The sequence below is a fragment of the Xanthobacter sp. 126 genome (assembly GCF_000526175.1).
Classification (GTDB): domain Bacteria; phylum Pseudomonadota; class Alphaproteobacteria; order Rhizobiales; family Xanthobacteraceae; genus Xanthobacter; species Xanthobacter aminoxidans.
On record NZ_JAFO01000001.1, the window covers coordinates 947,786 to 971,838 of the forward strand.

The window sequence follows — 24,053 nt, forward strand, 5'->3', positions numbered from 1 at the left end:
AAGCAACGACGGCGGGCTCAAACCGCCGCGTCCCCAAAAGCACCCAAGGGAGGATATCTGATGACGCGCGGATTTTTCGGCCGCGCCGCTCTGGCGGCGCTCGTCCTGTCCGGCGGTCCGGCGGCTGCGGAGACCTGGCGTCTCGGCGTGCTCACGGACATGTCCGGCATGAACGCGGACCTCGCCGGTCCCGGTTCCGTCGCTGCGGCGAAGATGGCGGTGGAGGATTTCGGCGGCAAGCTGCTCGGCCGTGACGTCGAGGTCATCGTCGGCGACCACCAGAACAAGCCGGACGTGGGCGCCAGCCTGGCGCGCGGCTGGATCGACCAGCAGAGCGTGAAGGCCATCATCGATGTGCCGACGTCTTCGGTCGCCATGGCGGTGCAGGAGGTGACGCGCAACACCGACACCGCATTCCTCGTCTCCACCGCGGGTTCCTCGGAGCTGACGGGCAAGGCGTGCTCGCCCTCCACCGCCCACTGGACGTGGGACACCTATGCCCTCGCCAACGGCACCGGCCGTGCCATGACGCAGGACGGCGGCAAGAGCTGGTTCTTCATCACCGTGGACTACACCTTCGGCCACGCGCTGGAGAAGGACACGAGCGAGGCCGTGAAGGCGGCGGGCGGCACCGTGGTGGGCAGCGTGCGGCACCCGCGCGAGACCTCGGATTTCTCCTCCTACCTGCTGAAGGCGCAGGCCTCCGGCGCCAAGGTGGTGGCGCTGGCCAATTCCTCCGGCGACACCATGACGGCGCTGAAGCAGGCGCAGGAATTCGGCATCACCCAGGGTGGCCAGCGCATCGCCGGGATGCTGCTGTTCCTCACCGACGTGCATGCGGTCGGGCTCGACATCGCCAAGGGCCTGACGCTGACCACCGGCTTCTACTGGGACTATGACGACGCGACGCGTGCCTGGTCGAAGCGGTATGCGCAGCGCATGAACGGCCGCATGCCCACCATGGTGCATGCGGGCGTCTATTCGGCGGTGACGAATTTCCTGAAGGCCGCCGAGGCGGCCGGCACCGTCACCGGATCGCAGGTGATGGCCAAGCTGCGCGAGGCCCCCATCAACGATTTCTTCGCCCGCAACGCCTATCTGCGCAAGGACGGTCGCCTCGTGCACGACATGTACCTCGTGGAGGTGAAGGCGCCGAAGGACTCCAAGGGGCCGTGGGACTATTACAAGGTTCTGCGCACCATCCCCGGAAAGGAAGCGTTCCGCCCCATCGAGGAGAGCGCCTGCCCGCTGGTGAAGGGCTGAGGGGCTCTCCGGACGGAACGGGTCGGGCGCCCGCAGCCCCTGGATGCCGGCGCAAGAGAAATGGACTTCGTGCAGGACCGGGGAGGCCGTCGCGGCCTCCCCGTGTTCAGTGAGGGAGGGAGCCGTCGTGGACCATTCGCAGCAGAAGGCTGCCGTTTCCGGCATCGTCATTCTGGCTGACCGCGTCCGCCCCGAATGGGTGGATTACAACGGCCATATGGGCGATTTCGCCTATGGCATCGTCTTTTCCGATGCCGCCACGGCCTACATGGAGCGCCTGGGGCTGGACGCCGACTATCGCACCACGCAGGCCGCAACTCTCTACACGCTCGACAGCCGGATCGGATACCTTCACGAATGCCACGAGGGCACGGCACTTTCGGTCGAGCTGGTGGTGCTGGCGGCGGATGCCAAGCGCATGCACATCCTCATGCGGCTCATCGATGCCGAGGGCGTGGCGCTCGCCTTGTGCGAACAGGTGCTGATGCATGTCTCCCGTGCCGCGGGCGCGCCACGGGCCGCGCCCTTTCCCGCCCACGTGCAGATGCGCCTTGATGCCGATGCGGCGGCCCACGCCCCCCTCCCGCGCCCGGCCTGGCTCGACAGGCGCATCGGCCTTTCGGCACGGGGCTGATCCTGAGGCGGCCAAAAAATGGCCCCGGATTGCTCCGGGGCCTTCAGGCTGCTCGGGAGAAACTCACGCCACCTCGAACAGGCCGGCCGCGCCCATGCCGCCGCCCACGCACATGGTGACCACCACGTAGCGTGCGCCCCGACGGCGGCCCTCGATGAGGGCATGGCCTGTCATGCGGGCGCCGGACATGCCGTAAGGATGGCCGATGGAGATGGCGCCGCCGTTCACATTCAGCCGCTCGTCGGGAATACCGAGCCGGTCGCGGCAATAGAGGAGCTGGGCAGCGAAGGCCTCGTTCAGCTCCCACAGGCCGATGTCATCCACCGTCAGGCCGTGACGGGCCAGCAGCTTCGGCACGGCGAAGACCGGGCCGATCCCCATTTCTTCCGGCGCGCAGCCCGCCACCGCCATGCCGCGGTAGATGCCCAGCGGAGAAAATCCGCGCCGCTCGGCCGCCCTGGCCTCCATCAGCACGCAGGCGGAGGCCCCGTCAGAGAGCTGAGAGGCGTTGCCCGCGGTCACGCAGCGGCCTTCCGCCACCTCGATGCCGCCCTTGAACACCGGCTTCAGCGCCGCGAGGCCTTCCGCGGTCGTATCGGCGCGGTTCCCCTCGTCCTGCGTGAGGCGCACCGTCTCGCGGCGGGTCTCGCCCGTGGCTTTGTCGGTGATGACCTTCACGGTGTCGAGGGGCACGATCTCATCGTCGAAAGCGCCTCGGGCCTGCGCCTGCGCCGTGCGCTGCTGGGACTGGAGGGCATAGGCATCCTGCGCCGCGCGGGAGACGCCGTAGCGCGCGGCCACGATCTCGGCGGTCTCGATCATGCTCATGTAGGTCGAGGGCACGTGAGCATCCAGCCAGGCGTCGTGCCAGCCAAAGACGTTCATGCGCTCGTTCTGCACCAGCGAGACCTGCTCGACGCCGCCGCCGACCGCGATCTCCATGCCCTCGCCGACGATCTGCCGGGCAGCGATGGAGATGGCCATGAGACCCGAGGCGCACTGGCGGTCGACGCTCTGGCCGGGCACCTGGACGGGCAGGCCGGCGCGCAGCGCGGCGGTACGGCCGATGTTCATGTGCGTCGTGCCCTGCTGCAGGGCGGCACCCATGATGACATCCTCCACCTCGCCGCCCTCGAGGCCGGCGCGGGCGAGCGCGCTCGCAATGGCGTGGCCGGCGAGCTGAGGGGCGCTGGTGTCGTTGAAGGCACCGCGATAGGCCTTGGCGATGGGCGTGCGGGCGGTGGAGACGACGACGGCTTCCCTCATGATGCGGGATCCTTCCGGGGAACGTGGAGAGTTGCTGCGAGGGCCCTCAGCTCCGGGCTGAGCGGCTGCGGGCGGCGGCTGGCGCGGTCCACATAGACATGGATGGTGCGCCCCACCGCGGCTGTGAGGGGAGCGCCGGACCGGAACAGGCCGAAGCCCCAGGTGAGGCTGGAGCTGCCGATGCGCTCGATGCGCACGCCAACCTCCACTTCGTCCGGGTAGCTCACCTCGGAGAAGTAGTCGCAGCCGACCTTGGCGACGATGCCGATGGGCCCGGTGCCGGCGAAGTCGAGCGCACCCGCCCCGATCAGCGCCCGGTTGAGGGCGCTGTCGAAATATTCGAGATAGACCACGTTGTTCATGTGGCCGTAGCGGTCCACGTCGTTCCAGCGCGTCTGCATGGCATACAGGCGCGGGAACGCCGTCCGCCCCTCGGGGGCGGGGCGAGGCTCGCTCATGGAAGCTCCCTTCAGGCCGCCGCGATGGCTGCGGCCTTGGCGCGCGCGATGATGCGCTCCACATGGGCAAGGCCGGCCTCGGTCTCGATCGCATTGTCCAGCCGGGCGAGATCGGCAAAGGCGGCCGCGACCGCTTCGGGGGTGCGCTGGCTCTGCGGCAGGAACACGCCTTCCGTCTCCACGATCGCCATGCGTGACACGGTGCCCGCGCCGGCGAGCAAAGCGGTGCGGCTCGGCGCCTCCTCGCTCACGAGGTAGAGGGCGGCGGGCGTGACATTCTCGGGTGCGAGATGGGCGAGGGTCTGTTCGTCCAGCATGTCGCCGGTCATGCGGGTGGCGGCCGTGGGCAGAACGGCGTTGACGCGTATGCCGTACTTTTCGCCCTCGAAATGCAGCACGTTCATGAGGCCGATGAGCCCGGCCTTGGCGGCGCCGTAGTTGGACTGGCCGAAATTGCCGTAGACGCCGGAGGTGGAGGAGGTCATCAGCACGCGGCCGTATTTCTGCGCGCGCATGGTCTCCCACACCGCCTTGGTGGCGTTGGCCGAGCCCAGCAGATGCACCGCGACCACAGCCGCGAAATCCGCCATATCCATCTTGGCGAAGGTGCGGTCGCGCAGGATGCCGGCGTTGTTGATGAGGACGTCGATGCGGCCGAACGCCTGTAGGGCAGCCGCTGCCATCGCTTCCATGTCCGAAGCGGAGGTGACGTTGCCGCCGTCCGCAATCGCTTCGCCGCCGCCGGAGCGGATCTCGTCCACCACCGCCTGCGCCGCGGCGGTAGAGCCGCCGGTGCCGTCGCGGGCGCCGCCGAAATCGTTCACCACCACCTTGGCGCCGCGGCGGGCGAGCTCCAGCGCATGCGCGCGGCCGAGCCCGCCGCCGGCGCCCGTGACGATGGCCACCCGCCCCTCGAACGAGATGCTCATGCCTTGTCTCCCTTGAGAATCAGAACCAGCCATTCCGCCGCGAGGGCCGGCTTGGCGGCGTGTTCGAGCTCGACGGTCACGTCGAAGCGATTGAGGATGCCGCCGCCCTTGGGCTCCTGCGCGGCGACGCGGAACACGCCGCGGATGCGCTGGCCCACCGGCACCGGCATGAGGAAGCGCACCTTGTCGAAGCCGTAGTTGATGCCCACCTCGCCCGGCCCGGGCAGCTCCATCACCTCGGCGCCGAGCTTCGACAGCAGTGACAGCACCAGGAAGCCGTGGGCGATGGTGCCGCCAAAGGCGCTCTCCCTCGTCGCGCGCTCGGGGTCCACATGGATGAACTGATGGTCGGAAATGGCGTCCGCGAACAGATCGACGAGAGGTTGGGTCACGTCGAGCCAGCCGCTCACGAGGGGCGGAGCGCCGGGGGAGGGGATGGGAAGGGACATCGGGACCTGTTCCGGCTTGTCCTGCGGCGGCATCGCGCACGGACGGGATGTTGGCTTACAACATACTCGGTAGTATGCATTTGCGAGGGGCTTTGTCCAGCCACCTCATCCGGGTGAAGGATTTGCAATCGTTCGCTAGGCTGCGGGCGCGCGGCAGCCTAGCGTGCAGGCGCACTTAGCAAGGGTCTGGGCAGGACATGGCAGGAAAAGGCAACGCTGGCAAAGCCAAGACGGTCTCGGGCAAGACGGCCACGACTAAGACGGCCACGGGCAAGACGGGCGCCGGCACGGTGGGCGAAGCGATGGCGGGCGGGAGCACGCTGGATATCCGGAGCGACGGCACCGGCAATGCCGACATCCTCGAGGCGGCTGCCGCGTGCTTCATGGAGCAGGGCTTCTCCGCCACGAGCATCGACGACGTGGCGCGCCGCCTCGGCGCCACCAAAGGCCGCATCTATCATTACTACGCCTCGAAGACGGACCTCTTCTTCGACGTGCACCGCGAGGGCATGGACCGCCTGTTCGCCGCGGTGGAAACGGCGTCGGCGATGCCGGGCACGGCCGGCTCGCGCCTTGCTCGAATGCTGAAGGCACACGCGCTGGCGTCAATGGAGAACCATGCCTACATCGCGGTTGTGGTGCAGGGCGTGCACATGCACCGGCTGGCGGCCACCACCCCGGCCCAGCGGCGCACCCTTGATGCCGTGATGGACATGCGCCGTCGTTACGAACGCTTGTTTCGATCCATGCTCGACACGGCTCTGGAAGACGGCAGCGCGATAAGCGAATCTCCCTCACTCACCATCAAGGCTGCGCTCGGCGCCATCAACTGGATGTCGATCTGGTACCGCCCCAAGGCCGGCGAGACGGCCGCGGACCGCGAGGCGCTGGCGGAGCAGATCGTGCGCCCGCTACGCTTCGGCTTCGAGCCTCGACGAGGCTGACTGCAGCCGGTTCAGGATGCTTTGGTGCCCTGCTTCGGCCTCTGCATGAATTTCGATCGAGCAGCGCGGGGGCACCATGTCGGCGCTGGAAGTACACGACAAACCGTGGCTTGCGCGGGGATTGCTCCGGCGCAATAAGATCGAAATGTGAAATAGCTGTTTCAGTTACCTTGGGATAGTCTGCCATTGCCCTCAGCCGGGGCGGCGGGGCATTTCATGACAACCTGACGCTGGTGATCGACGGCATCGACGGTCGCACGCATCACGTCTCCGGCGTTGATCAGGCGAAGGTCGCGGACGCCCGCATCGGCAGCGTCATCGAGATCGGCGCGGCTGACGCCGGACCACGCCCGGCCGACCGCGCCATGGCCGGCATGGCCGAGGACCGCATCTATCGACCGAGCCGCCATCTGGAGCAGGCCCGGTTCGATGGCCGTGTGCCCGGCGGCGACTATGAGGGGTTCGTCGATGCGCATGTGCGCCGTCTGGAGGCGCTGCGCCGAAACGGGATCGTCGAGCGGATCGACGCCGACCAGTGGCGCATCCCGCAGGACTTCGAGACCCGCGCTGCCGCACATGATGCGGGCCAGGGACGGCAGCTCAATATCCGCGTCCTCTCGACCTTCGATCTGGAGACGCAGATCACGGCGGATGGCGCGACCTGGCTCGACCGGAAGCTGGTCGGGCGCGGACCGTCTGATGTTGCACCGGCGGGGTTCGGACAGGACGTGAGTCAGGCCATGGACCGTCGCCGCGAGCGGCTGATCGAACAGAGTGACGCCACCCGTCAGCAGAACGGCCGCGTCCTTTATCGCAGCGATCTTCTATCGACGTTGGAAGCGCGCGAGGTCGCCCGCGCCGGGGCGGAGCTGGCGGCCACCAGGCCCATGCCGTTCCGCGCGGCCGGCGACGGCGAGACCGTCAGCGGCACCTTCACCGGAACCGTCCAGCTCACCAGCGGCAAGTTCGCCATCGTCGAGAAGAGACACGAGTTCACGCTGGTTCCGTGGCGGCCGGTCATCGATCGGCAGCTTGGGCGGGAGGTGACAGGCATCGTTCAGGGCGGATCGGTGTCGTGGCAATTGGGTCGGCAGAAGGGGCTTGGATTGTGACGGATTCGGAGGTCGCCTTCAAAGCGTTGGATTTGACGATCGCGCCTCCTCGAGGAGCCAGTTCGCGAACACCTGTATTGGACCTTCACTCAACCGGATCGGCTCCGGCAGGATGAGGCAGAAGGTCTTGGAGATCGACTCCCCATCAGGCCAAGGCGCGACCAAGCGACCTTCCGCCAGTTCGCTTTCGATATAGAGGCGCGGCACGAGCGCAACGCCGAGACCGGCCAACGCGGCTTCGATTTGCATGGAGTGAAGATCATAGCGGGGACCGATCGCAGGATTGGTCAGCACGACCCCGGCCTCTTCGGCATAGAGATGCCAGGCGTCCGGGTTCTGGCGGCGATGGAGCCGCGGCAGCGCATCGAGGGCTGTGGCAGGGTCTCGGCCCCTGATCAGCGCCGGATGGCAGACCGGAACCAGCACCTCATGCAGCAAGCGGTGCGTCCGCATTCCCGTCCAGGCAGGATGCTCAAAATGGATGGCGGCGTCGAACCCGCTGCCGGTGAGAACGAATGGCTCCATCCGTTCCGCAAGATGCAGGGTGATATGCGGATGGCGCTCCTGGAACGGCTTCAGACGCGGGATGAGCCAACGCGTGGCGAACGTCGGCAGGATTGCGATGTCGAGGCTCGCGCCGTCGCTCGGCTGCCCCATCAGATATTGGCTGTCGCGCTCCAGCCGGTCGAGTGCCTCGCGGACCTGAACCGCATAGCGCTCTCCATTCGGTAAAAGCCGGACGCGATTGCCGACCCGCTCGAACAGCGTGACGCCGAGGAAGGCTTCCAACCGGCCTATCTGCCGACTGATCGCCCCTTCGGTCAGGGCCAGTTCGTCGGCTGCGCGAGCGAAGCTACCATGACGCGCCGACGCCTCGAACGCCATGAGTGCGGAATTGCTGGGAATTTTGCGGCGCATGATGGTTCCTGACAAGATGGTTCGGCATTCGATCCGCCGCCACCTTGATATTAGGTCACTGAAGCGTGATCCATTGTCGATATATAGCCATGCATTGGCAGGATATCATGATGAAACATCAACGAAAGACAAGATCGGAAGGACAATCTTCCGATCGAAGGTGGAATAGTGATCTATACGGTGGAATGCAGCTTTGCCGATCCCGGCAGCGAAGCGGAATGGAACGACTTTTACAGCCTGGACAAACTGCCAGCACTCATTTCGGTGACCGGCTTCCACACCTCGCAGCGTTTCAAGGCGCTGAGCCGTGGCTGCCCCGTCTATCTCGCCCTACACTCGATCGACGGCCTCGATATTCTGACGGGCGAGGAATACCGCCAGAGGGGCGGCGGCAATTTCGCCCGCTGGCAACAGCACATCACCGACTGGCACCGGAACCTCTACGGTGGCATTGACCGCGCGCCGGGCATTGGCGAGGGCGAATATCTGGCGTTGAGCGCAGAAGGCCCCGAGCCTCTGATTGGGCTTGGCCTCACCCCATATGCGATGCAGGCGGTCGCGATGGAGAAGTTCCCGGAACACCGCTGGCTCGCCAAGGTGGGCCGCGGCAACGTGCCTGACATCGAGCATCTATCTGAAGGCGTTCATGTCTATGTGCCGATGACGGTGCAGTTGACGAGCAAGGGTGACGCTGCTGTTGGGAAGACGCGGTAGGCCTAATGCCGAATGTCACGATCTATATTCCCGCAGACAGGATGCCGCCGGACGAAGCCCTGGCAGAACTCACGGAGCAATGCACAGAACTTTGCACCGGCATTCTCCGCGCGGCATTGGCGAACGTGCATATTGTCTATGTCGCTGTCCGGCATGGCCGGGGGCACCCCGCTTTCGCAGAAATCCAATATCGCCTTGAGCCATTTCGGACGCCGCCAGTCATGGTGGAGTTCATGGAAGGGCTGGACGAGGCCATCAAGGGCAATATCGGCCTCACCGCGCGCATCCGTTGCTTTGGCTATGAAGCGTCGAGCATTCACGCGTGGAACTGAGCGGATGCCAGGAGAAAACCAATGTCGAGTTTCACATTACCCAGCCAACAGATCGGTGATTTAACAATCACCGCCGTCAGCGATGGCTATCTCCACGCCAGTTTCGATTTCCTCGCGAATATCGACCCGGCCGATGCCGCCCGTATGCAGGAAAATGCGGGGATAACGGATCATACCTCGATCCATATCAACTGCTACCTGGTGCGCAGCGGCGGTCGCGCGATCCTGATCGACGCCGGAGCGGGTGGTTTCAAGCAGTGGGGCGGTCGACTAAAAAACAATCTGCTACTCGCTGGCATCCAGCCTTCCGAGATCGATGCGATCCTGTTGACGCATGCCCATCCCGATCACGTCGGGGGGCTGATGGGCGCTTCAGGCGAAGCCGTCTTCCCGAACGCCGAGCTTGTCGCTCACCATCGAGAAGTCGCGTTCTGGCAGGATGACGGCAATCTAAGCCGCGCGCCCGAGCGTACGCGTGGCAACTTCCTCGTGGCGCGTCAGGCGTTCGATGGCTATCGCGACAGGCTGCGTACCTTCGACGGCGGCGAGGTGCTGCCCGGCATCACGGCGATGCCGCTGCCGGGACATACAGCCGGACACACCGGCTATCGGCTGGATTCAGGTGACAAGAGCCTGCTGGTCTGGGGCGACATCGTTCATTTCCCGCAGATCCAGATTCCGCGTCCCGACGTATCGATCGCGTTCGATCAGGATGCGTCGCTCTCAGCCGCGACACGATCGAGGCTTCTGGACTGCTTGGCCGCCGAGCAACTGCTAATCGCGGGCATGCACCTCGGCGAACCCGGCTTCGCACGGATCGAGCGAAAAAAGTTGGCCTACGGTGTCGCATATGAGGAATGAGCGAGTGCCGCTGTCGGCGCGATCTGCGTTCGAAACTACAGAGCATCCGCAGCGGGGTGCTGGCCCTCGGCCCTTCGCTGCTGTCGAGGGCTATGATGGAAGCGGCAGCCGTTCATCCACGTTTACGCGCTCAAACCGCACGCAGCAGAAAATCTCTAACGTACACGACACGAGGATGGCGCAGCGCCGTCTTGTTCCAGACGAGATAGAGCGTGTTGTCCGGCCCCGGCCGCGTCGTCGGCAGTTCCACGAGTTGCCCGCTCGCCAGCGCTTCGGCGCATAGATAGTCCGGCAGCACCGTCCATCCCGTTCCGGCCTGGGCCATGCCGATCAGGATACGCAAGTCGGGCGCCGTCACCACGGCCTGCATGTCGGGGGCCTTGCCAAAGACGTGTTCGAAGAACGGGTGCAACAACGGCAGGGTCTCATCATAGGCGATACAGGGCAAACCGCACAGGAATTCGGCGGTGACGATGCGCGCTTTGGTCCGTTCTGTAATAGCCGGTGCGGCGACCAGCATCAGGCGTTCCCGACCCAGTTCGGCAAAGCCATGGACGCTGCCGTTTGGCGATGAAGCGGTGACGGCAAGATCGGCATGGCCCTCGTCGAGCGCCGCATAGATACGCTCGCGATTGCCAGTCTGGATGCGTAGCCGCAGACCTTCCCCGACGAGCGGCGCCAGGGCGGGGCCGATGCGGGCGGAAAGATATTCCGCCGGGCCGACCAGATGGACGGTGCCGCTCAAATGGCTGGAGCGCGCCCGGGAAGGCAAATTGTATCTGTATGTCGGCATCGACCGCACCTCTAAGTTCGCCTTTGCCCAACTCGTTGACAAGGCCACCACGGCGACGGCACGCGCTTTTCTCGATGCGCTGGTGGCCGCCGTTCCCTACAGGATCGAGATCGTTCTGACCGACAACGGCATCCAGTTCGCCGACCTGCCGAAGAACCGTTCCGGTCCGACCGCCATGTGGCGCGGGCATCCCTTTGATCGCGCCTGTCAGGCTCATGGCATCGAACACCGGCTGACAAAGCCAAAGCATCCCTGGACCAACGGGCAGGTCGAGCGGATGAACCGTACGATCAAGGAGGCGACCGTCAAACGCTTCCACTACGACGACCACGAACAACCACCCGCGCACCATGCCGCGCAATCCTCGATCCAGCTCGTGAGCGCGACCTTCCGATAGGGCGCGGCCGTGTCGACGCGCACGAAGTCGAGCCCCGCAGCCGCAACGGCTTCCGCCACCACGTCGCCGGCGCGATAGTCCCGATAGAGGATGGCGATGTCGCCGAGTGCGCGTCCCGGTTTGGCGGCGAGCGCGGCAGGAATGATCTCAGCGACCGCGTGCGCGGCCTGGCCTTCCAGCCCGTCGTCACATTTGACGAAAGCGATCACCGCCTGGCGATCCGGATCGTTCGATTGATAACCGCGCGCTTCGCCGAGCGCCATTTCTGAGGCGCTGACGATCCGCGAGGCCGAGCGATAGTTGAGCTGGAGCTGAACGCGCTCGACATCCTCGCGCTCGGCTAGCTCCTGCAGCAAAGCGCCGTCCGCTCCCGTGAAGCCGTAGATTGATTGATCAGGGTCTCCCACCGCAAAGAGGCGGACACCGCCGTCGAAGGCCACGTGCTTGACGATGCGATGCAACGCGACGCCGAGATCCTGATATTCATCGACCGCGAGCACCGGGAATTTTGCCTGCAGCAACGGGAGCACCCAATCGTGCTCTGAGACCAGCCGCTGACCGAAAATCACAAGGTCGTCGAAATCGACGAGGCCTGTCCGCCGCAGCTCGGCCTCGTAGCCCTCAGCCCAGGCCGCAAGCTCCTCCTCGCTGGTCCAGTCTTCCGAGGTCCGGTCGAGGATTGACCGCCGATGACGTCCGAGGTCCATCGGTTTGTTCGGATGACCCACGCCGAAGAGCCTGTCGCCGATCCGCTTTATCACCTGGTCGCTCTGACGTTGAGTGGCGACCGCGAGCGGAAACGGGACCGGCAGATCGGCAAGCCGACCGTAGGGCATCAAAAGATGCCGCAGGCAAAAGCCATGGACCGTGCCGATGAAAAGATTCGGCGCCTCTCGCAGGCCGAGCCGTTCCAACCGGCGTGTCAGTTCGCGCGCGCACTCCTGGCTGTAGGTAATGCACGCCGCGCCGCGTGGCGCGCGTACATCTTCAGCCATGATCCGGGCTAGCTTAAGCACCAGCGTCTTGGTCTTGCCGCTGCCGGGGCCGGCGAGCACGACGCAATGGCCCGTCGAGTCATAGGCGGCTTGCTGGCCAGGGTTACTGGCCAAGTCCGCCGCCTGGGCGAGATATGCGGCGCTAACACTACGCAAGGGCATCGCGAATGTGCTCCAGCGCCCTCCGGATATAGTCCGGGCACGTATCCTCATCGACGTGCGGCACCAGCGCCTGCGCGAAGCGCCCCTTGCCGATCCGTTCGATAAGCTTGATCAGGTGCTCCTCATCGAGCGTGTCGGCGTCGTCGACCCAGCCTTGAATCAGGTCGCGGGTCGCCTGGTTGATCGACAGCTCCTCCCCGATGACCTGCTGCATCGCTTCCGCCAGACCGCCGCAGAACAGCTCCGGCTCGAGCGTGTTGCCGTTTACGAAATAGCCGAGTGGCTCCGCACGGGCGATCACGGCGTCGGCGTCCAGCGGCGTGTAGTTCACGCCGTTCTCGACCAGGCGCAGCACATTAATGAGGCGGCGGCGCACCAGCGGCGGGTTCGCGCCGTTCGGATCGCGATCGGTCAGGATGACGTGGGGAATGTTCAGGCCCTGAGGACCCAGCAGCTTCACATAGGGCGTGAAATTGGTGCCGCTCACCGAGCAGACCGTGATGCCCAGCATGTCGAGCGGTATGCCGAGCGCCTCGGCGAATGCGGGAATGAGAAACCGCTCAGCATCGCCTTCGACGAGGATGACGCCTCGCGCAAAGAAGATCTCGCCCCGGCTGACGTCGATGTAGCGTTGGAGATCGGCCTCGTCGCGTGCGGTCAGCGGAGCCGTCGCTGTCGAGACCGCGGTCGTCGCGTCTTCGCCGGCATCGTGCCGGAGCAGGACGATCGAGCGGATCGGTGTAACGCTTGCAATATGCGGTGAATGCGTCGTGAGGATGGTTGTGAGCGGCGGCACATCTTCCTCATCACCCGCAGCTCCGCCGAGGAAATACCGATAGACCAGCCGCTGCACATGCGGATGTAGATGCGCCTCGGGCTCTTCGACCACGAAAAAGGTGTGGTCGCGCTCACCATCGGTCACCAGGCGATCAAGCTCGAGGCTCGCCAGTCTCGACATCAATGTCCGAGAAGTTTGCAAAATTTCTTATTTTTACCCGCGAGATGCGCAAACTTCTCTCCCAATCCTATTGATGCCAACCTGTTCAGGACGAGCCCTTGCACGGCATCCGCCGACTCTTGACCTAGAAAAGAGTGTACACTTCGTGCTACACAACTTCCATATTTGGGAGCATGAAAGCGACAGCATAGTCGCGGTACCGAGCTCGGCCACCGAAGGCGCCGGACTTCGGTGCCAAGCTGTTGGGGGGGGGCAATGATCCTAACGGACAATGAAACCAAGGTTGACCTCCTCAACAACGAGGCGATCGCGGCAACCGTCATCAGGCTCCTACGCGATCGGCCGGATCAACCGGTCACTGTCGGTGTTCACGGTGATTGGGGAGCAGGCAAATCCAGCGTGCTGGAAATGATCGAAGCGGGCTTCGAAGGCGAGGCGAAAGTCCTCTGTCTGAAGTTCAACGGTTGGCGTTTCCAAGGATTCGAAGACGCCAAAATCGCTCTCATCGAGGGCATCGTCACCGGCCTCATCGATAAGCGCCCCGCCCTCACCAAGGCAGGCGAGGCAGTCAAGGATGTCTTTCGGCGTATCGACTGGCTCAAGGTTGCGAAAAAAGCCGGAGGGCTCGCCTTCACCACCTTCACAGGAATTCCAACACCTGATCAAATTCAGGCCATCGTGGGAACGCTGGAAGGTTTCCTCGCAGATCCGGCAAAACTCGCTACCAAGGATAATCTCCAAGCCGCCGTCGAAGGTGTGAAGGGCCTACTCAAGCCCAAGAGCGACGGCGCCTCGACCAATGTCCCCGAGGAGATCAACGCATTCCGGAAGGCTTTCGACGGCCTCCTCGACAAAGCCGGCGTCGAGCAGCTCGTTGTCCTGATCGATGACCTAGATCGCTGCCTCCCAGATACCGCGATCGAGACGTTGGAGGCTGTGCGCCTCTTCGTCTTCACATCGCGTACTGCTTTCGTCGTCGCCGCGGACGAGGCGATGATTGAGTATGCCGTGCGCAAGCACTTCCCCGATCTGCCGGACACCACCGGCCCACAGACATATGCTCGGAACTATCTTGAAAAGCTCATCCAGGTGCCGTTCCGCATCCCGGCGCTCGGCGACACGGAAACACGGATCTACGTAACGCTTCTCCTCGTCGGTGCCGAACTCGGCGAGAACGACGCCGCATTCAACGCCTTGATCAAGATTGCTCGTGAACGGTTGAAGCGCCCTTGGACCTCGGGTGCGCTCGATGCAGCCACAGTCAGAACCGCGCTGGGCGAAAAGGCTTCGCGCACCAACAATGCGTTGGCGCTCAGCGATCAGATCGGGCCGATCCTGGCAAGCGGCACCAAGGGCAACCCGCGTCAGATCAAACGGTTTCTGAACACGCTGGTGCTGCGGCAGCGCACTGCCGAAGCGAGGGGGTTCGGCGACGACGTCAAGCTGCCGGTGCTTGCGAAGCTGATGCTTGCCGAACGTTTCCTTCCACGTCTCTTCGACCAGATTGCCGCTGCCGCCGCAGCGGCAGCAGATGGAAAATGCCCCGACCTATCGGCCCTCGAGGCTGCGGCAACCGCCAAGGAAGACACCAGTCCCGTCAAGCCCAAGAAGCCTTCCGTGAAGGGGGATGACGACGCGAAGCCCGCGCCCAAGCTGGAAGCCGTGAAAGCCACCGAAAGCGCGCTCCTGAGCGAATGGCTTTCGTCGCCGGCGATCAAAGCCTGGGCAGCGGTGCCTACAGCTATCGGCGGCGAAGATCTTCGTCCATACCTGTTCGTCGCCAAGGACCGGAAGGACTATTTCGGTGCAGCCTCCGTGCTTGGCCACTTGGCGACTGTGGTCGAGCAGCTCTTCGGCGGCAAGTTCGCGGTGCAGGGGCTGGAAGCCGATCTTAAGCGCCTGGCTCCACCAGAGGCTGCACAAGTCTTTGAAGCTGTGCGCGGCCGTGTCGTCGGCGGCGACAGCTTTGACACCGAACCGCCGGGCGCTACCGGCTTGGCGGTCCTCGTTAAGGCGCAGCCAACGCTTCAAAACAGCCTCGTCGATTTCCTGGAGTCGTTGCCACGTAATCGGCTCGGCCCTTGGGTCTGCAGCGGCTGGGAGGGCGTCCTCAAGGACGGCGACGCCAGTCAACGCTTCGACCGCCTCCTCCAAGCGTGGAGCAAAGAAGGAAGCGTAATGCTGAAGACAGCCGCCAGCGGCGTACTACGCACTCGGCAGGGACCGAGCATTCGGGGGCTTAACTGATGGGCACCTCCAGTGCATTCGGCGGCCAGGGCGGCGGAACGCCTCTCGTCCCGAGCTGGCTAGGCGATGATGGCGCACCGCCGGCCGCTCCAGACGGAACTCCACCAAATGTTGGGCCACCAGATGGTTCGCCTGCGGATGCGCCAACAGACGGTGCCCCACCAGCCGCTCCTCCGGAACCGCCGTCCCGCCCGCCGATACCGCCGTTAGCCGATCCAGCGCGCTTCTCAGCGGCTCGCAACAACTTCTCACGTTTTGCTGGTTCGGGCGGCAGCGATCGCAAGAGCCTCGGTCGAGCGGTGTCGCACTATGTGGGCTCATCCTCAGGCGGGGCACGCACGGCCGCTGCACGGATGGGATCGGCGCGTGGCGCGGGCAGCCGCTTGCTTGGCTTCCTGTCAGATGCCGTTAACCGCGGTGCGACCGAAGCCCTTCGGGCGCTCAACCTCGGCGCTCTCGCTGGGCGGCCGATCGAAGAAATCTTCCTCGGTTTGGCGGACTATGTATGCCCTGACGGAGGTTCGATCGATGAAGGCATCGCACGCGAAGCATTTATCGAGACGATCACCGATCTCGCCGGCGCAGGCATAACCGACCTCGACGGCCTCACCGCCGACCAGATGCAGACGGTATTCGAACTCTACGCCACCAACGCGATAGAAGCGCGGCTCTGCAACGACATCGGGGCGAAAACGATCACCCTGCCGTCGGACAGCCGCGAAGCTGCGCGTGTCCAGGCGCAATTGAACGACTTCATCCGGCGCGGCGTGGCCGATGCGCTCACGACCGCTCGTGCCGCCGCTGCTGCGCTTACGCCCGATCGTGTGCTCCAATTTGTCGGTCGCATTTACGAGCAGGCGTTCGGGATCTTGCAGATCATGGGCGAGGCGGAGGCGGAAGGCGCATGAGGAGACACGTCATCATAGGCCGATACGGCCCTGGCGACCGCAGCCGCTTCCCACTCGGCGATGGCGAAGTCGAAACACGTCTCGACCTAATTGCCGGCGAGCGGACACTCGATCACGGGATCGGCCGCGCGATAAGCGATCTGTCACGGCTCGATGTTCACCCCACGGAAATTGGTGTCGACATCCTGGTCCTGGCCGCTCATGTCCATGCTGCGGACACGCGCATTTCGCGGGCGACTGAATCGCAAGACGGCTGGACCCGCGAAATCCGGCTGATCGTTCCCGTCGCCGACCCCGATCGCTGGACCGCGGTCGCGCCGACTTTCGTCCGGATGCTGAACTTTCTCACCGGCGACCGCTGGTCGATCGCGTTCCGCGCCCGACCACATCTTTTCGTCAGGGTCGCGCCTGCTCGCCCTGCTCGACTCATCGGTCCTCCGTTCGATGACCTTGCACTTTTCTCGGGTGGCCTCGATAGCCTCATCGGCGCAATCGATGCTCTCGAAAATGGCCGAACACCGCTTCTGATCAGTCACGCAGGCGAAGGTGCGACCAGCGATGCGCAGTCCACCATCTTCGATACGTTGAAGACCCACTATCGCGGTCGCGCGTTCGATCGCCTGCGCCTTTGGATGGCGTACCCGGATGGTTTCGTCCGCGGATCAGAAGGAGAGAACACGACGCGAGGCAGGTCGTTCCTGTTCTTCGCCCTCGGCATCTTTGCCGGCAGCGGCCTCGAAGTGCCGTTCAGCTTGAAAGTTCCCGAGAACGGCCTCATCGCTGTCAACGTGCCGCTTGATCCTTTGCGCCTCGGCGCGCTGAGTAGGCGCACCACCCATCCTTTTTACATCGCCCGCTGGAATGACGCGCTCCATGGGCTTGGCCTGAACGGCAGGATTGAAAATCCCTATTGGGACAGGACCAAGGGTGAGATGGTCGCTGCCTGCGCCAATGGTGCGTTACTTCGCGGGCTGGTTCCCTCGTCGTTGTCCTGCGCATCTCCGACCAAAGGGCGCTGGCAGGGCCTTGGCACGCAGCATTGTGGCTATTGCCTGCCCTGTCTCATCAGGCGGGCAGCCCTCGTTGCCGGCTTACGCCCTGATCCAGATCCAACCGTTTATACGGTCGATGACCTCACCGCCCGCGCGCTTGACACACGCCAATCAGAAGGCGTCCAAATTCGCTCCTTCCAGCTCGCGATCGATCGGCTTCGCGCCCGACCGGCGCTGGCGCCGATCCTCATCCATAAACCTGGTCCGCTCTTCGATGAATCGCCGGCCCGGCAGATGGCGCTCGCAGGTGTCTACCGGCGAGGTCTTGAGGAGGTTGGCGCGCTGCTGGCAGACGTGAGGACGCGGCCGGGATGACTGAGAATGCTCAAACCGCCGGCGTCGACTTCCACTGCCATCTCGACCTGTATCCCGACCATGAGGCCGCGATCGCTAGGGCGGAAGCAGCTCGGATCTACACACTGACCGTCACGACGACGCCGAAGGCCTGGGCGCGCAACCAGGAGCTCACGCGCCACACCCGCTATGTGAGGGCTGCGCTCGGCCTGCATCCGCAACTCGTGGCAGAGCGCGCCGCGGAGCTGCCATTGTGGGAGCGCTTTCTATCTGAGACACGCTATGTCGGCGAAGTCGGCCTCGACGCCGGTCCGCGCTTTTACAAATCCATGGATGCGCAAAAGCGCGTGTTCCGCGGTATTCTCGAGCGATGCGCGGAAGCCGGAAACAAAATTCTCACGGTGCACAGCGTGAGGAGCGCTTCGGCAGTTCTCGATATGATTGAACAGCATCTCCCTCAAGACCGCGGCACCGTCGTGCTTCACTGGTTCACCGGAAGCAAAAGCGAAGCTCGACGTGCAGCGATGCTCGACTGCTATTTTTCCGTCAATGCCGAGATGACCCGCACGGATCGTGGCCGTTCTCTCGTCCGCGACTTGCCCATAGATCGGATCCTAACGGAAACAGACGGCCCCTTCACGCAGGTTGACGGCCGTCCCAGCGAACCCGCTGACGTGAAAGCCACGGCGGCCGCAATCGCCGGCATTCGGAAGGTCCCGGTGGATGCCGTGACAACGGCGCTAAGATCGAACCTTAGCTCGCTATTGGCACGACGCCCTTGAAGGGCTAGAAAAATTGTCAGCTTCGTGCTACATAAGCCGCCGATCTGTAGTGCGAAGGTGTCAAAATGCCGACTCCACACAACCCTCCTGCTGCTGTGCGGCGCGCGCTACGCAAGCTTGGAGCGGACATTCACGATGCCCGTCGACGCCGACGGCTGCCGATGGCGGTCGTAGCCGAACGCGCGTTCACGTCTCGCTCGACATTGCAGCGGGTCGAAGCTGGGGACACCAGCGTCAGCGTCGGCATCTATGCCGGCGTCCTGCAGGCGCTCGGCCTGCTCGACGGTCTGAGCCAAGTTGCCGACATCAGCAACGACAGCGTCGGCCAGGCGCTCGCCAGCGCTGACCTGCCCAAGCGCACCCATCTCAAGCGGCCAACCGGATCGTCCTCCGATGGCTGACTTCGAGGTCCATATCGATTTGGACGGCCGCACACGGCCGATCGGGCGGGCGAGGAGCAATCGTGTCCGAGGCGCGGAGACCATCCTCTTCGAGTATGACGGGGCATGGCTTGAGGATCCAGACCGCTTTTCGCTGGAACCGGCGCTTGCACTGACGCGCGGCGCCTTCGCTCCTCCGGCGGGACTGACGACCTTCGGATCCATCGGGGACTCCGCGCCGGACACCTGGGGGCGCCGCCTCATGCAACGTGCGGAGCGGCGAAACGCCCAGCGCGATGGCCGCACCCTGCGCACCCTGGCCGAAAGCGACTATCTGCTCGGCGTCGCCGACGAGACCAGGCTTGGCGCGCTTCGCTTTCGCTGGGTTGGCGAGGACCAATTCCAGGCGCCGATCCGTGCAGGCGTTCCTGCTCTAATCGAGCTCGGCCGATTGCTCCAGATCACCGAGCGGATTCTCCGGGACGAGGAAACGGACGAAGATCTCCAGCTCATCTTCGCCCCCGGCTCCTCCCTCGGCGGTGCGCGTCCGAAGGCGTCGGTTATCGACCAACACGGTCACCTCTCGATCGCCAAGTTTCCGAAGGAAACCGACGACTACAGCATGGAGACCTGGGAAGAAATCGCGCTGCGGCTGGCTGACCAAGTCGGCATCGCCACCCCACAACACAGACTTATCGAAGTCGCCGGCAAGGCGGTGATGCTATCGCGGCGCTTCGACCGTGCTGGCACGATCCGTATTCCTTTCCTGTCCGCAATGGCGATGATGGGCGCAAAAGACGGTGAACGCGGTAGTTATCCCGAGATCGTCGATGCCCTGGCTCAGTACGGCGCTCAGGGGAAATCCGACGCTCATGCCCTTTACCGGCGCGTCGTCTTCAACGTACTGATCTCCAACGTGGACGATCACCTACGCAACCACGGCTTCTTGTGGCTCGGAAAGGCGGGATGGTCACTTTCCCCCGCCTACGATCTCAATCCCGTTCCGACCGATCTCAAGGCGCGGGTTCTGACAACCAACATTGATCTCGACGAGGGCACTTGCTCGCTCGATCTGCTCGAACAGGCATCAGAGTATTTCGCCCTCACGCTGGCGCAGGCCCGCGACATCATCAAAGAGGTTGCAACCGTGACCGCGACGTGGCGCGAGACCGCTACGGCGGTCGGCGCGCGCGCTGCCGAAATCAACCGCATGGCCAGTGCCTTCGAGCATGATGATCTCAAGCGAGCGCTGGCCTTATGACGAGAACCTTCCTTCACAGTTTCGATCCACCATCTGCCAGCGCCGTCACTGGCGCGACCGTCGACCTAGACGTAGCAGATATTGAGGATGCCGGTATCCGCGAAGTGCTCCAGACACCGGGCGCTGCCTATGGCGCATGGTCCATTCTCGACGCACTCCTGGCGCCGACCGGCGTGGGCACGCCTTTCATTTTCAAACAACCGCTCGGCCACGCGCGCGAAGTGAAGGTCGCGTTGTCAGGCCTATTTGGACGATTTGTAGCCCGCGCTTATCTCGAACGATATTTCGGCCTCTCCATCTTCGCCCACCTCGGCAACAACGTGATCGATCTCGACCGTCGCAAGCAGGCCAGGATCAAGCGCCTCGCCCGAGGCGATCTCCCCGACTGGATCGCATGCAAATCTGATCTGACCTCGCTCACAATCGCGGAGGCCAAGGGCTGTCACGACCCGGGCGGACCGGCGAAAGCGCTCGCGCGCGCTTGGACGCAAGCAGGACGCATCGACGTGACGCTCAAAGGCCGAAGAGTCACCGTGAAGCGGATCGCGGTCGCCACCCGGTGGGGCGTAGCCAATTCTAATCCCGCTGACGCCTACTTGTCGGTTCGCGATCCCGTCGACGAGGGCGATCCGATCGATCAGCAAGACAAGGACGCTCCCTTTATTGGTTTGCTCCGTCTGCATGTCGCCAATATGATCGAACCCCTTGGCCATGCCGAACTCGCCCAGGCGCTGCGCACGCTGACACGCCAAACCTTCCCGCGACCACTCCGGGATGCCGCCGCGCGCGCCCGCGCCGTTCTCGACAATGCGCCGATAGGACAAGTGGAGAAGGCCCAAGACATTGACGGCTTGGTGGGCGGGATCGTCACGCGGGCTGGCCCGATCACCGACGCGGTCGCCAGCACCGTCGATCAGGAGGCCTTGGTCCGGCTCAACCTACGTCCGGTTTTCGTCGGAGTAGACCGAGACCTAATCCGTGCGGCAATCGACGGCGAAGCGGTGACCATTCGCGGCCGTCTGGCTGAAAAGGTGAGTCCCGGTGATTTCGCGCGGCCGGATCGCGCTGGCGGCTGGATCATCCCGCTCGGCACAGAACGACGCATAATTGGAGGCGCCTAAACCGTGGACACTGGATTTGTAGATCTCGACATACTCCTCACACGGATTCGGCATCCGCAGTCGAAGGTGTATTTTCTTGACGCCGTGAAAGCCTACAAGGCCGGCGCGTTGCGTGGCGCACTCACCTCCGCCTGGGTCGCCCTCGTGTACGATGTAATCGCCAAGTACCGCGGGCTGAGCGCCATGGGCGACGCGGCCGCGATTGCGTTTCTCCAGTCCTGGGACAACGCGACTGTCGCAGGCGACATCGCCAAGCTGCTTCAGCTTGAAGGGAGCATCCTCGAAGATGCGACGGCCAACACCCAGGTCGTCAATCGCATCGCCAAAACCCATTTGGAGCGCCTTCGCGAAGATCGGCATCTCTGCGCCCACCCAGCCTTCTCGGCGGAGGCCGATCTCTTCGAACCATCGCCAGAGCTGGTGCGGCTTCACCTCGTCAATGCTGTCGATCTCGTGCTGTCGCAAGAACCCCTGCAGGGCAAGGCGATCTTCGACCTCTATGACGTTGACGTCCAGTCACCGGGCTTTCCGACCGCCTATGAGCGCATCCTCGACTATGTCGAGCAACGCTACCTCGCGCGGGTCCGCGCCCAGAACGTCCGCAATTTCGGCACGGTGCTTGCCAAATCTCTCCTGAAGGGCGTGCCGGCGCAATGGGACCCGCTCCATCGCAAGATCATTCCTTCGCTAGTCGCGGTGCGCGACCGCGCCGCTCCTGCTTGGCCGGACGTCGCGCAGGCAATCATCAGGCTGGTCGACAATCTCGAGCCGGCGAACCGGCCTCGCGCCATCGCCTTCATCGCGGCTTTTCCGGATTTCTGGCCACAGCTTCAGGAGCCGACACGCACGGCCCTGCAGGCGACGATCGACAATGCCGACCCAGCGACGCTCGCCGACTATCGCATCCTGGCCGGCGTGACCCTCCCGCAATTCCGCGCCGCGCTGTTAGCCCTCATCGCCGCCCTCGATCGAGAGCACCTCGTCAACGCAGTCGCTTCGCAACCGCTCGCCGACCTGTGGGCCCGGGCAGTCGAAGAATACCAAGGCTCTGGTAGCTGGCGCAGGTCAGAAGCGAACTTCAGCGACCTGATCACGCCATTCGCCGGCGGGCTCGGCAGCCAACAACTCGACCAGCTTCTCGACGCCGTGATCGACAACGGGCAGAATTGGGACGCAGCCGAGACAGACACGCTTCTACTCGCTCTGCTGCGCAACGCGACGCCCGCCGACCGCCCGAGCCATGATGCGCGGAATCGCTTCTATCAACACATTCGCCGGATGCGCCGGACCGACAAATACGAAGACGTTATCACCTTCCTTCAGTCCGACGGCTGGGTGCTGCCGCCGCCGGAAACGCTGGCTGAGGATGATGAATAAGCCGGCGCGGAAACGCAGGCCGGCCAGACGAAGCCCGCAGACATGAGAGTCAGACAGGCGACTGCGGGTCGCGGGCCGCGTGGACGCCCGGCGCCTGAATCCGCCCTAGCAACAGCGGCAGCTTGCTGTTCTTGAAATGCCAGTTCGACAGCGGCGCGATCCCTGGATTGGGCGTCGCGATTCCCGGTGTCGGCACCGGTTGGCCCGCATTTTGGGCGCTGAGGATGGGGCGGCCGAGGTCGCCCGGCAGCGGCGGACCGAGCTTCGGGATACCGGCATAGTCCTTCGGCAAGGCGGCAAGGCCGTCGGGCGTCGTCCGGTTGTCTTCGCCACCTCGGCCAGCAGCGCATTGGTCAGCGTTGTCTTGCCGGTCGAGGTGCCGCCGGCGACGAGGATGTTGGCGCGGGAGGAGACAGCCGTCCGCAGTGCTTCGGCCTGAGCGGCAGTCATGATCCCCGCGCGCACGTAATCGTCGAGCGTGAACACGGCGACGGCGGGCTTGCGGATGGCGAAGGCCGGGGCTGCGACCACCGGCGGCAACAACCCTTCGAACCGCTCGCCGGTCTCGGGCAGTTCGGCCGAAACGCGCGGGGCTCCGGCATGAACCTCAGCGCCGACGTGATGTGCGACCAAGCGCACGATGCGTTCGCCATCGGCCGGCGACAGATGCTCGCCCGTGTCCGATAGCCCTTCGGAAAGACGATCGATCCAGATACGCCCGTCGGGGTTCAGCATTACTTCGACGACGGACTCATCTTCCAAAAGCCTCCTCGGCAGCGATCATGCGGGTCTTGATGAAGCAGTCCGCTTTGTAGACGCACGGATCCTTCGCCTTGCCGGGACCGCGACGGCGGATTTCACGGCAGACGAAGGCGGGTTCGCGCCCGTCGATCGCTTCCACGATGTCGAGCAACGTGATGCGCTCCGGGTCGCGCGCCAGCCGATAGCCGCCGCGCGGCCCCGGCACGGCATCAATGACGGAAGCAGCAGTGAGCGCCCGCAAGTGCTTCAGAAGATAGGTTTCCGAGACGCCGTGCAGTTCGGCGAGGCTCTTACCCGGAAGCACTTTGCCCTCCGGCAGGCCCGCGAGCACCAGCGCGCAGTGCAATGCCGCCTCCACCCCGTCGCTCATGCGCCGCATCGCCGTCTCCCGTTCCGCTCTTGGATTACGCCCTAATCATGGATATATATTATCCATGATTTCACACCAACTCAATTCGATACAGGAGGCCTCCATGCACCCCAGACTGAACATCGCCTCCCTGGCGCCCGAGCTCTATCAGGCCGTCCGAGCCCTCGACGGTGCCGTGACCAAGTCGGGCCTCGACAAGCGCACGCTGCATCTCGTCAAGCTGCGCGCCTCGCAGATCAACGGCTGCGCCTACTGCGTTGACCTGCATGTGAAGGACGCTCTGGCGGACGGGATGGACGCCCACCCGCATGGCA

Annotated in this window: 23 protein-coding genes and 5 pseudogenes; 17 read left to right on the plus strand and 11 right to left on the minus strand. The window is 64.2% G+C overall.

Annotated elements, in window-relative coordinates; genetic code table 11:
• The first annotated feature begins 60 nt into the window (after positions 1–60).
• A complete protein-coding gene (locus tag XAN126_RS0104440) occupies positions 61–1,263 on the plus strand; it encodes an ABC transporter substrate-binding protein (protein WP_024277399.1) in 1,203 nt (400 codons plus the stop codon).
• A 127-nt stretch (positions 1,264–1,390) separates the two neighbouring features.
• Positions 1,391–1,897 carry a thioesterase family protein gene (locus tag XAN126_RS0104445; protein ID WP_051460544.1) on the plus strand — a complete coding sequence of 169 codons (507 nt, stop codon included), beginning with the start codon at positions 1,391–1,393 and terminating at the stop codon, positions 1,895–1,897.
• A gap of 63 nt (positions 1,898–1,960) precedes the next feature.
• On the opposite strand, the gene XAN126_RS0104450 is transcribed toward XAN126_RS0104445, so the two are convergent.
• From XAN126_RS0104450 to XAN126_RS0104465, 4 genes are read right to left on the minus strand one after another with little or no spacing between them, the layout of a single operon-like run.
• The gene (locus XAN126_RS0104450; protein ID WP_024277401.1) at positions 1,961–3,163 is read right to left on the minus strand and encodes an acetyl-CoA C-acyltransferase; all 1,203 of its coding nucleotides are present in this window, start codon (positions 3,161–3,163) and stop codon (positions 1,961–1,963) included.
• Positions 3,160–3,621: a thioesterase family protein gene (locus XAN126_RS0104455; RefSeq protein WP_024277402.1), complete on the minus strand. Its 462-nt coding sequence runs from the start codon at positions 3,619–3,621 to the stop codon at positions 3,160–3,162. Before XAN126_RS0104455 ends, XAN126_RS0104450 begins: the two co-directional genes overlap by 4 nt.
• A gap of 11 nt (positions 3,622–3,632) precedes the next feature.
• Positions 3,633–4,550: an SDR family NAD(P)-dependent oxidoreductase gene (locus tag XAN126_RS0104460; RefSeq protein ID WP_024277403.1), complete on the minus strand. Its 918-nt coding sequence runs from the start codon at positions 4,548–4,550 to the stop codon at positions 3,633–3,635.
• On the minus strand, positions 4,547–4,999 hold the full coding sequence (locus XAN126_RS0104465; protein WP_024277404.1) for a MaoC family dehydratase: 453 nt from the start codon (positions 4,997–4,999) through the stop codon (positions 4,547–4,549). Before XAN126_RS0104465 ends, XAN126_RS0104460 begins: the two co-directional genes overlap by 4 nt.
• 197 nt (positions 5,000–5,196) lie before the next feature.
• On the opposite strand from XAN126_RS0104465, the gene XAN126_RS0104470 reads away from it, so the two are divergent.
• Together XAN126_RS0104470 and XAN126_RS0104475 are read left to right on the plus strand one after the other, a co-directional pair.
• A complete protein-coding gene (locus XAN126_RS0104470; RefSeq protein WP_245272208.1) occupies positions 5,197–5,943 on the plus strand; it encodes a TetR/AcrR family transcriptional regulator in 747 nt (248 codons plus the stop codon).
• A gap of 218 nt (positions 5,944–6,161) precedes the next feature.
• A pseudogene (locus XAN126_RS0104475) lies at positions 6,162–7,055 on the plus strand (DUF3363 domain-containing protein); the annotation flags it as partial.
• Positions 7,056–7,073: 18 nt separating this feature from the next.
• On the opposite strand, the gene XAN126_RS0104480 reads toward XAN126_RS0104475, so the two are convergent.
• A complete protein-coding gene (locus XAN126_RS0104480) occupies positions 7,074–7,973 on the minus strand; it encodes a LysR substrate-binding domain-containing protein (RefSeq protein ID WP_024277405.1) in 900 nt (299 codons plus the stop codon).
• A 168-nt stretch (positions 7,974–8,141) separates the two neighbouring features.
• Here XAN126_RS0104480 and XAN126_RS0104485 point away from each other — a divergent pair, with 168 nt between their 5' ends.
• Genes XAN126_RS0104485 through XAN126_RS0104495 form a run of 3 tightly spaced genes read left to right on the plus strand, consistent with a single transcriptional unit; the run spans position 8,142 to position 9,880 of the window.
• On the plus strand, positions 8,142–8,687 hold the full coding sequence (locus tag XAN126_RS0104485) for a hypothetical protein (RefSeq protein WP_024277406.1): 546 nt from the start codon (positions 8,142–8,144) through the stop codon (positions 8,685–8,687).
• Between the two features lie 5 nt (positions 8,688–8,692).
• A complete protein-coding gene (locus XAN126_RS0104490) occupies positions 8,693–9,019 on the plus strand; it encodes a hypothetical protein (protein WP_029876706.1) in 327 nt (108 codons plus the stop codon).
• A 21-nt stretch (positions 9,020–9,040) separates the two neighbouring features.
• Positions 9,041–9,880 (plus strand): MBL fold metallo-hydrolase, encoded by an 840-nt coding sequence (locus XAN126_RS0104495; protein ID WP_024277407.1) that lies wholly within the window; start codon positions 9,041–9,043, stop codon positions 9,878–9,880.
• Positions 9,881–10,010: 130 nt separating this feature from the next.
• On the opposite strand, the gene XAN126_RS0104500 is transcribed toward XAN126_RS0104495, so the two are convergent.
• Positions 10,011–10,625 (minus strand): substrate-binding domain-containing protein, encoded by a 615-nt coding sequence (locus XAN126_RS0104500; protein WP_024277408.1) that lies wholly within the window; start codon positions 10,623–10,625, stop codon positions 10,011–10,013.
• Positions 10,626–10,644: 19 nt separating this feature from the next.
• On the opposite strand from XAN126_RS0104500, the pseudogene XAN126_RS26825 reads away from it, so the two are divergent.
• Positions 10,645–11,010 (plus strand): annotated as a pseudogene (locus XAN126_RS26825) (DDE-type integrase/transposase/recombinase); the annotation flags it as partial.
• Here XAN126_RS26825 and XAN126_RS25975 read toward each other — a convergent pair.
• The gene (locus tag XAN126_RS25975) at positions 10,992–12,278 is read right to left on the minus strand and encodes an ATP-dependent helicase (protein ID WP_348550902.1); all 1,287 of its coding nucleotides are present in this window, start codon (positions 12,276–12,278) and stop codon (positions 10,992–10,994) included. The pseudogene XAN126_RS26825 and the gene XAN126_RS25975 overlap by 19 nt on opposite strands.
• Complete coding sequence (locus XAN126_RS0104510; RefSeq protein ID WP_024277409.1) at positions 12,214–13,185, minus strand: TOPRIM nucleotidyl transferase/hydrolase domain-containing protein; 972 nt, start codon at positions 13,183–13,185, stop codon at positions 12,214–12,216. Before XAN126_RS0104510 ends, XAN126_RS25975 begins: the two co-directional genes overlap by 65 nt.
• 255 nt (positions 13,186–13,440) lie before the next feature.
• On the opposite strand from XAN126_RS0104510, the gene qatA reads away from it, so the two are divergent.
• The 8 genes from qatA (at position 13,441) to XAN126_RS28615 (ending at position 22,607) form a co-directional block, all read left to right on the plus strand.
• On the plus strand, positions 13,441–15,432 hold the full coding sequence (gene qatA, locus XAN126_RS0104515) for a Qat anti-phage system ATPase QatA (protein ID WP_024277410.1): 1,992 nt from the start codon (positions 13,441–13,443) through the stop codon (positions 15,430–15,432).
• Positions 15,432–16,340 (plus strand): Qat anti-phage system associated protein QatB, encoded by a 909-nt coding sequence (gene qatB / locus XAN126_RS29335; RefSeq protein WP_029876709.1) that lies wholly within the window; start codon positions 15,432–15,434, stop codon positions 16,338–16,340. Before qatA ends, qatB begins: the two co-directional genes overlap by 1 nt.
• Positions 16,337–17,707 (plus strand): Qat anti-phage system QueC-like protein QatC, encoded by a 1,371-nt coding sequence (gene qatC / locus XAN126_RS0104525; RefSeq protein ID WP_024277412.1) that lies wholly within the window; start codon positions 16,337–16,339, stop codon positions 17,705–17,707. Before qatB ends, qatC begins: the two co-directional genes overlap by 4 nt.
• Complete coding sequence (qatD, locus tag XAN126_RS0104530; RefSeq protein WP_024277413.1) at positions 17,704–18,468, plus strand: Qat anti-phage system TatD family nuclease QatD; 765 nt, start codon at positions 17,704–17,706, stop codon at positions 18,466–18,468. The genes qatC and qatD overlap by 4 nt, the downstream gene beginning before the upstream one ends.
• Before the next feature lie 65 nt (positions 18,469–18,533).
• Entirely contained in the window at positions 18,534–18,869 is a 336-nt protein-coding gene (locus tag XAN126_RS0104535) for a helix-turn-helix transcriptional regulator (protein ID WP_024277414.1), read from the plus strand.
• Positions 18,862–20,109: a HipA domain-containing protein gene (locus XAN126_RS0104540; RefSeq protein ID WP_024277415.1), complete on the plus strand. Its 1,248-nt coding sequence runs from the start codon at positions 18,862–18,864 to the stop codon at positions 20,107–20,109. The genes XAN126_RS0104535 and XAN126_RS0104540 overlap by 8 nt, the downstream gene beginning before the upstream one ends.
• The gene (locus XAN126_RS0104545) at positions 20,106–21,230 is read left to right on the plus strand and encodes a hypothetical protein (RefSeq protein WP_024277416.1); all 1,125 of its coding nucleotides are present in this window, start codon (positions 20,106–20,108) and stop codon (positions 21,228–21,230) included. The genes XAN126_RS0104540 and XAN126_RS0104545 overlap by 4 nt, the downstream gene beginning before the upstream one ends.
• 3 nt (positions 21,231–21,233) lie before the next feature.
• The gene (locus XAN126_RS28615) at positions 21,234–22,607 is read left to right on the plus strand and encodes a hypothetical protein (RefSeq protein ID WP_197024001.1); all 1,374 of its coding nucleotides are present in this window, start codon (positions 21,234–21,236) and stop codon (positions 22,605–22,607) included.
• 169 nt (positions 22,608–22,776) lie between these two features.
• On the opposite strand, the pseudogene XAN126_RS28890 reads toward XAN126_RS28615, so the two are convergent.
• From XAN126_RS28890 to XAN126_RS0104560, 3 genes and pseudogenes are all read right to left on the minus strand, one after another.
• Positions 22,777–22,932, minus strand: a pseudogene (locus tag XAN126_RS28890) (conjugal transfer protein TraI); the annotation flags it as partial.
• Positions 22,926–23,384, minus strand: a pseudogene (locus XAN126_RS27545) (ATPase, T2SS/T4P/T4SS family); the annotation flags it as partial. The pseudogenes XAN126_RS27545 and XAN126_RS28890, both read right to left, overlap by 7 nt.
• A complete protein-coding gene (locus tag XAN126_RS0104560) occupies positions 23,359–23,748 on the minus strand; it encodes an Rrf2 family transcriptional regulator (RefSeq protein WP_029876710.1) in 390 nt (129 codons plus the stop codon). The pseudogene XAN126_RS27545 and the gene XAN126_RS0104560, both read right to left, overlap by 26 nt.
• Before the next feature lie 94 nt (positions 23,749–23,842).
• Here XAN126_RS0104560 and XAN126_RS0104565 point away from each other — a divergent pair.
• A pseudogene (locus tag XAN126_RS0104565) lies at positions 23,843–24,034 on the plus strand (carboxymuconolactone decarboxylase family protein); the annotation flags it as partial.
• Between the last annotated feature and the right edge of the window lie 19 nt (positions 24,035–24,053).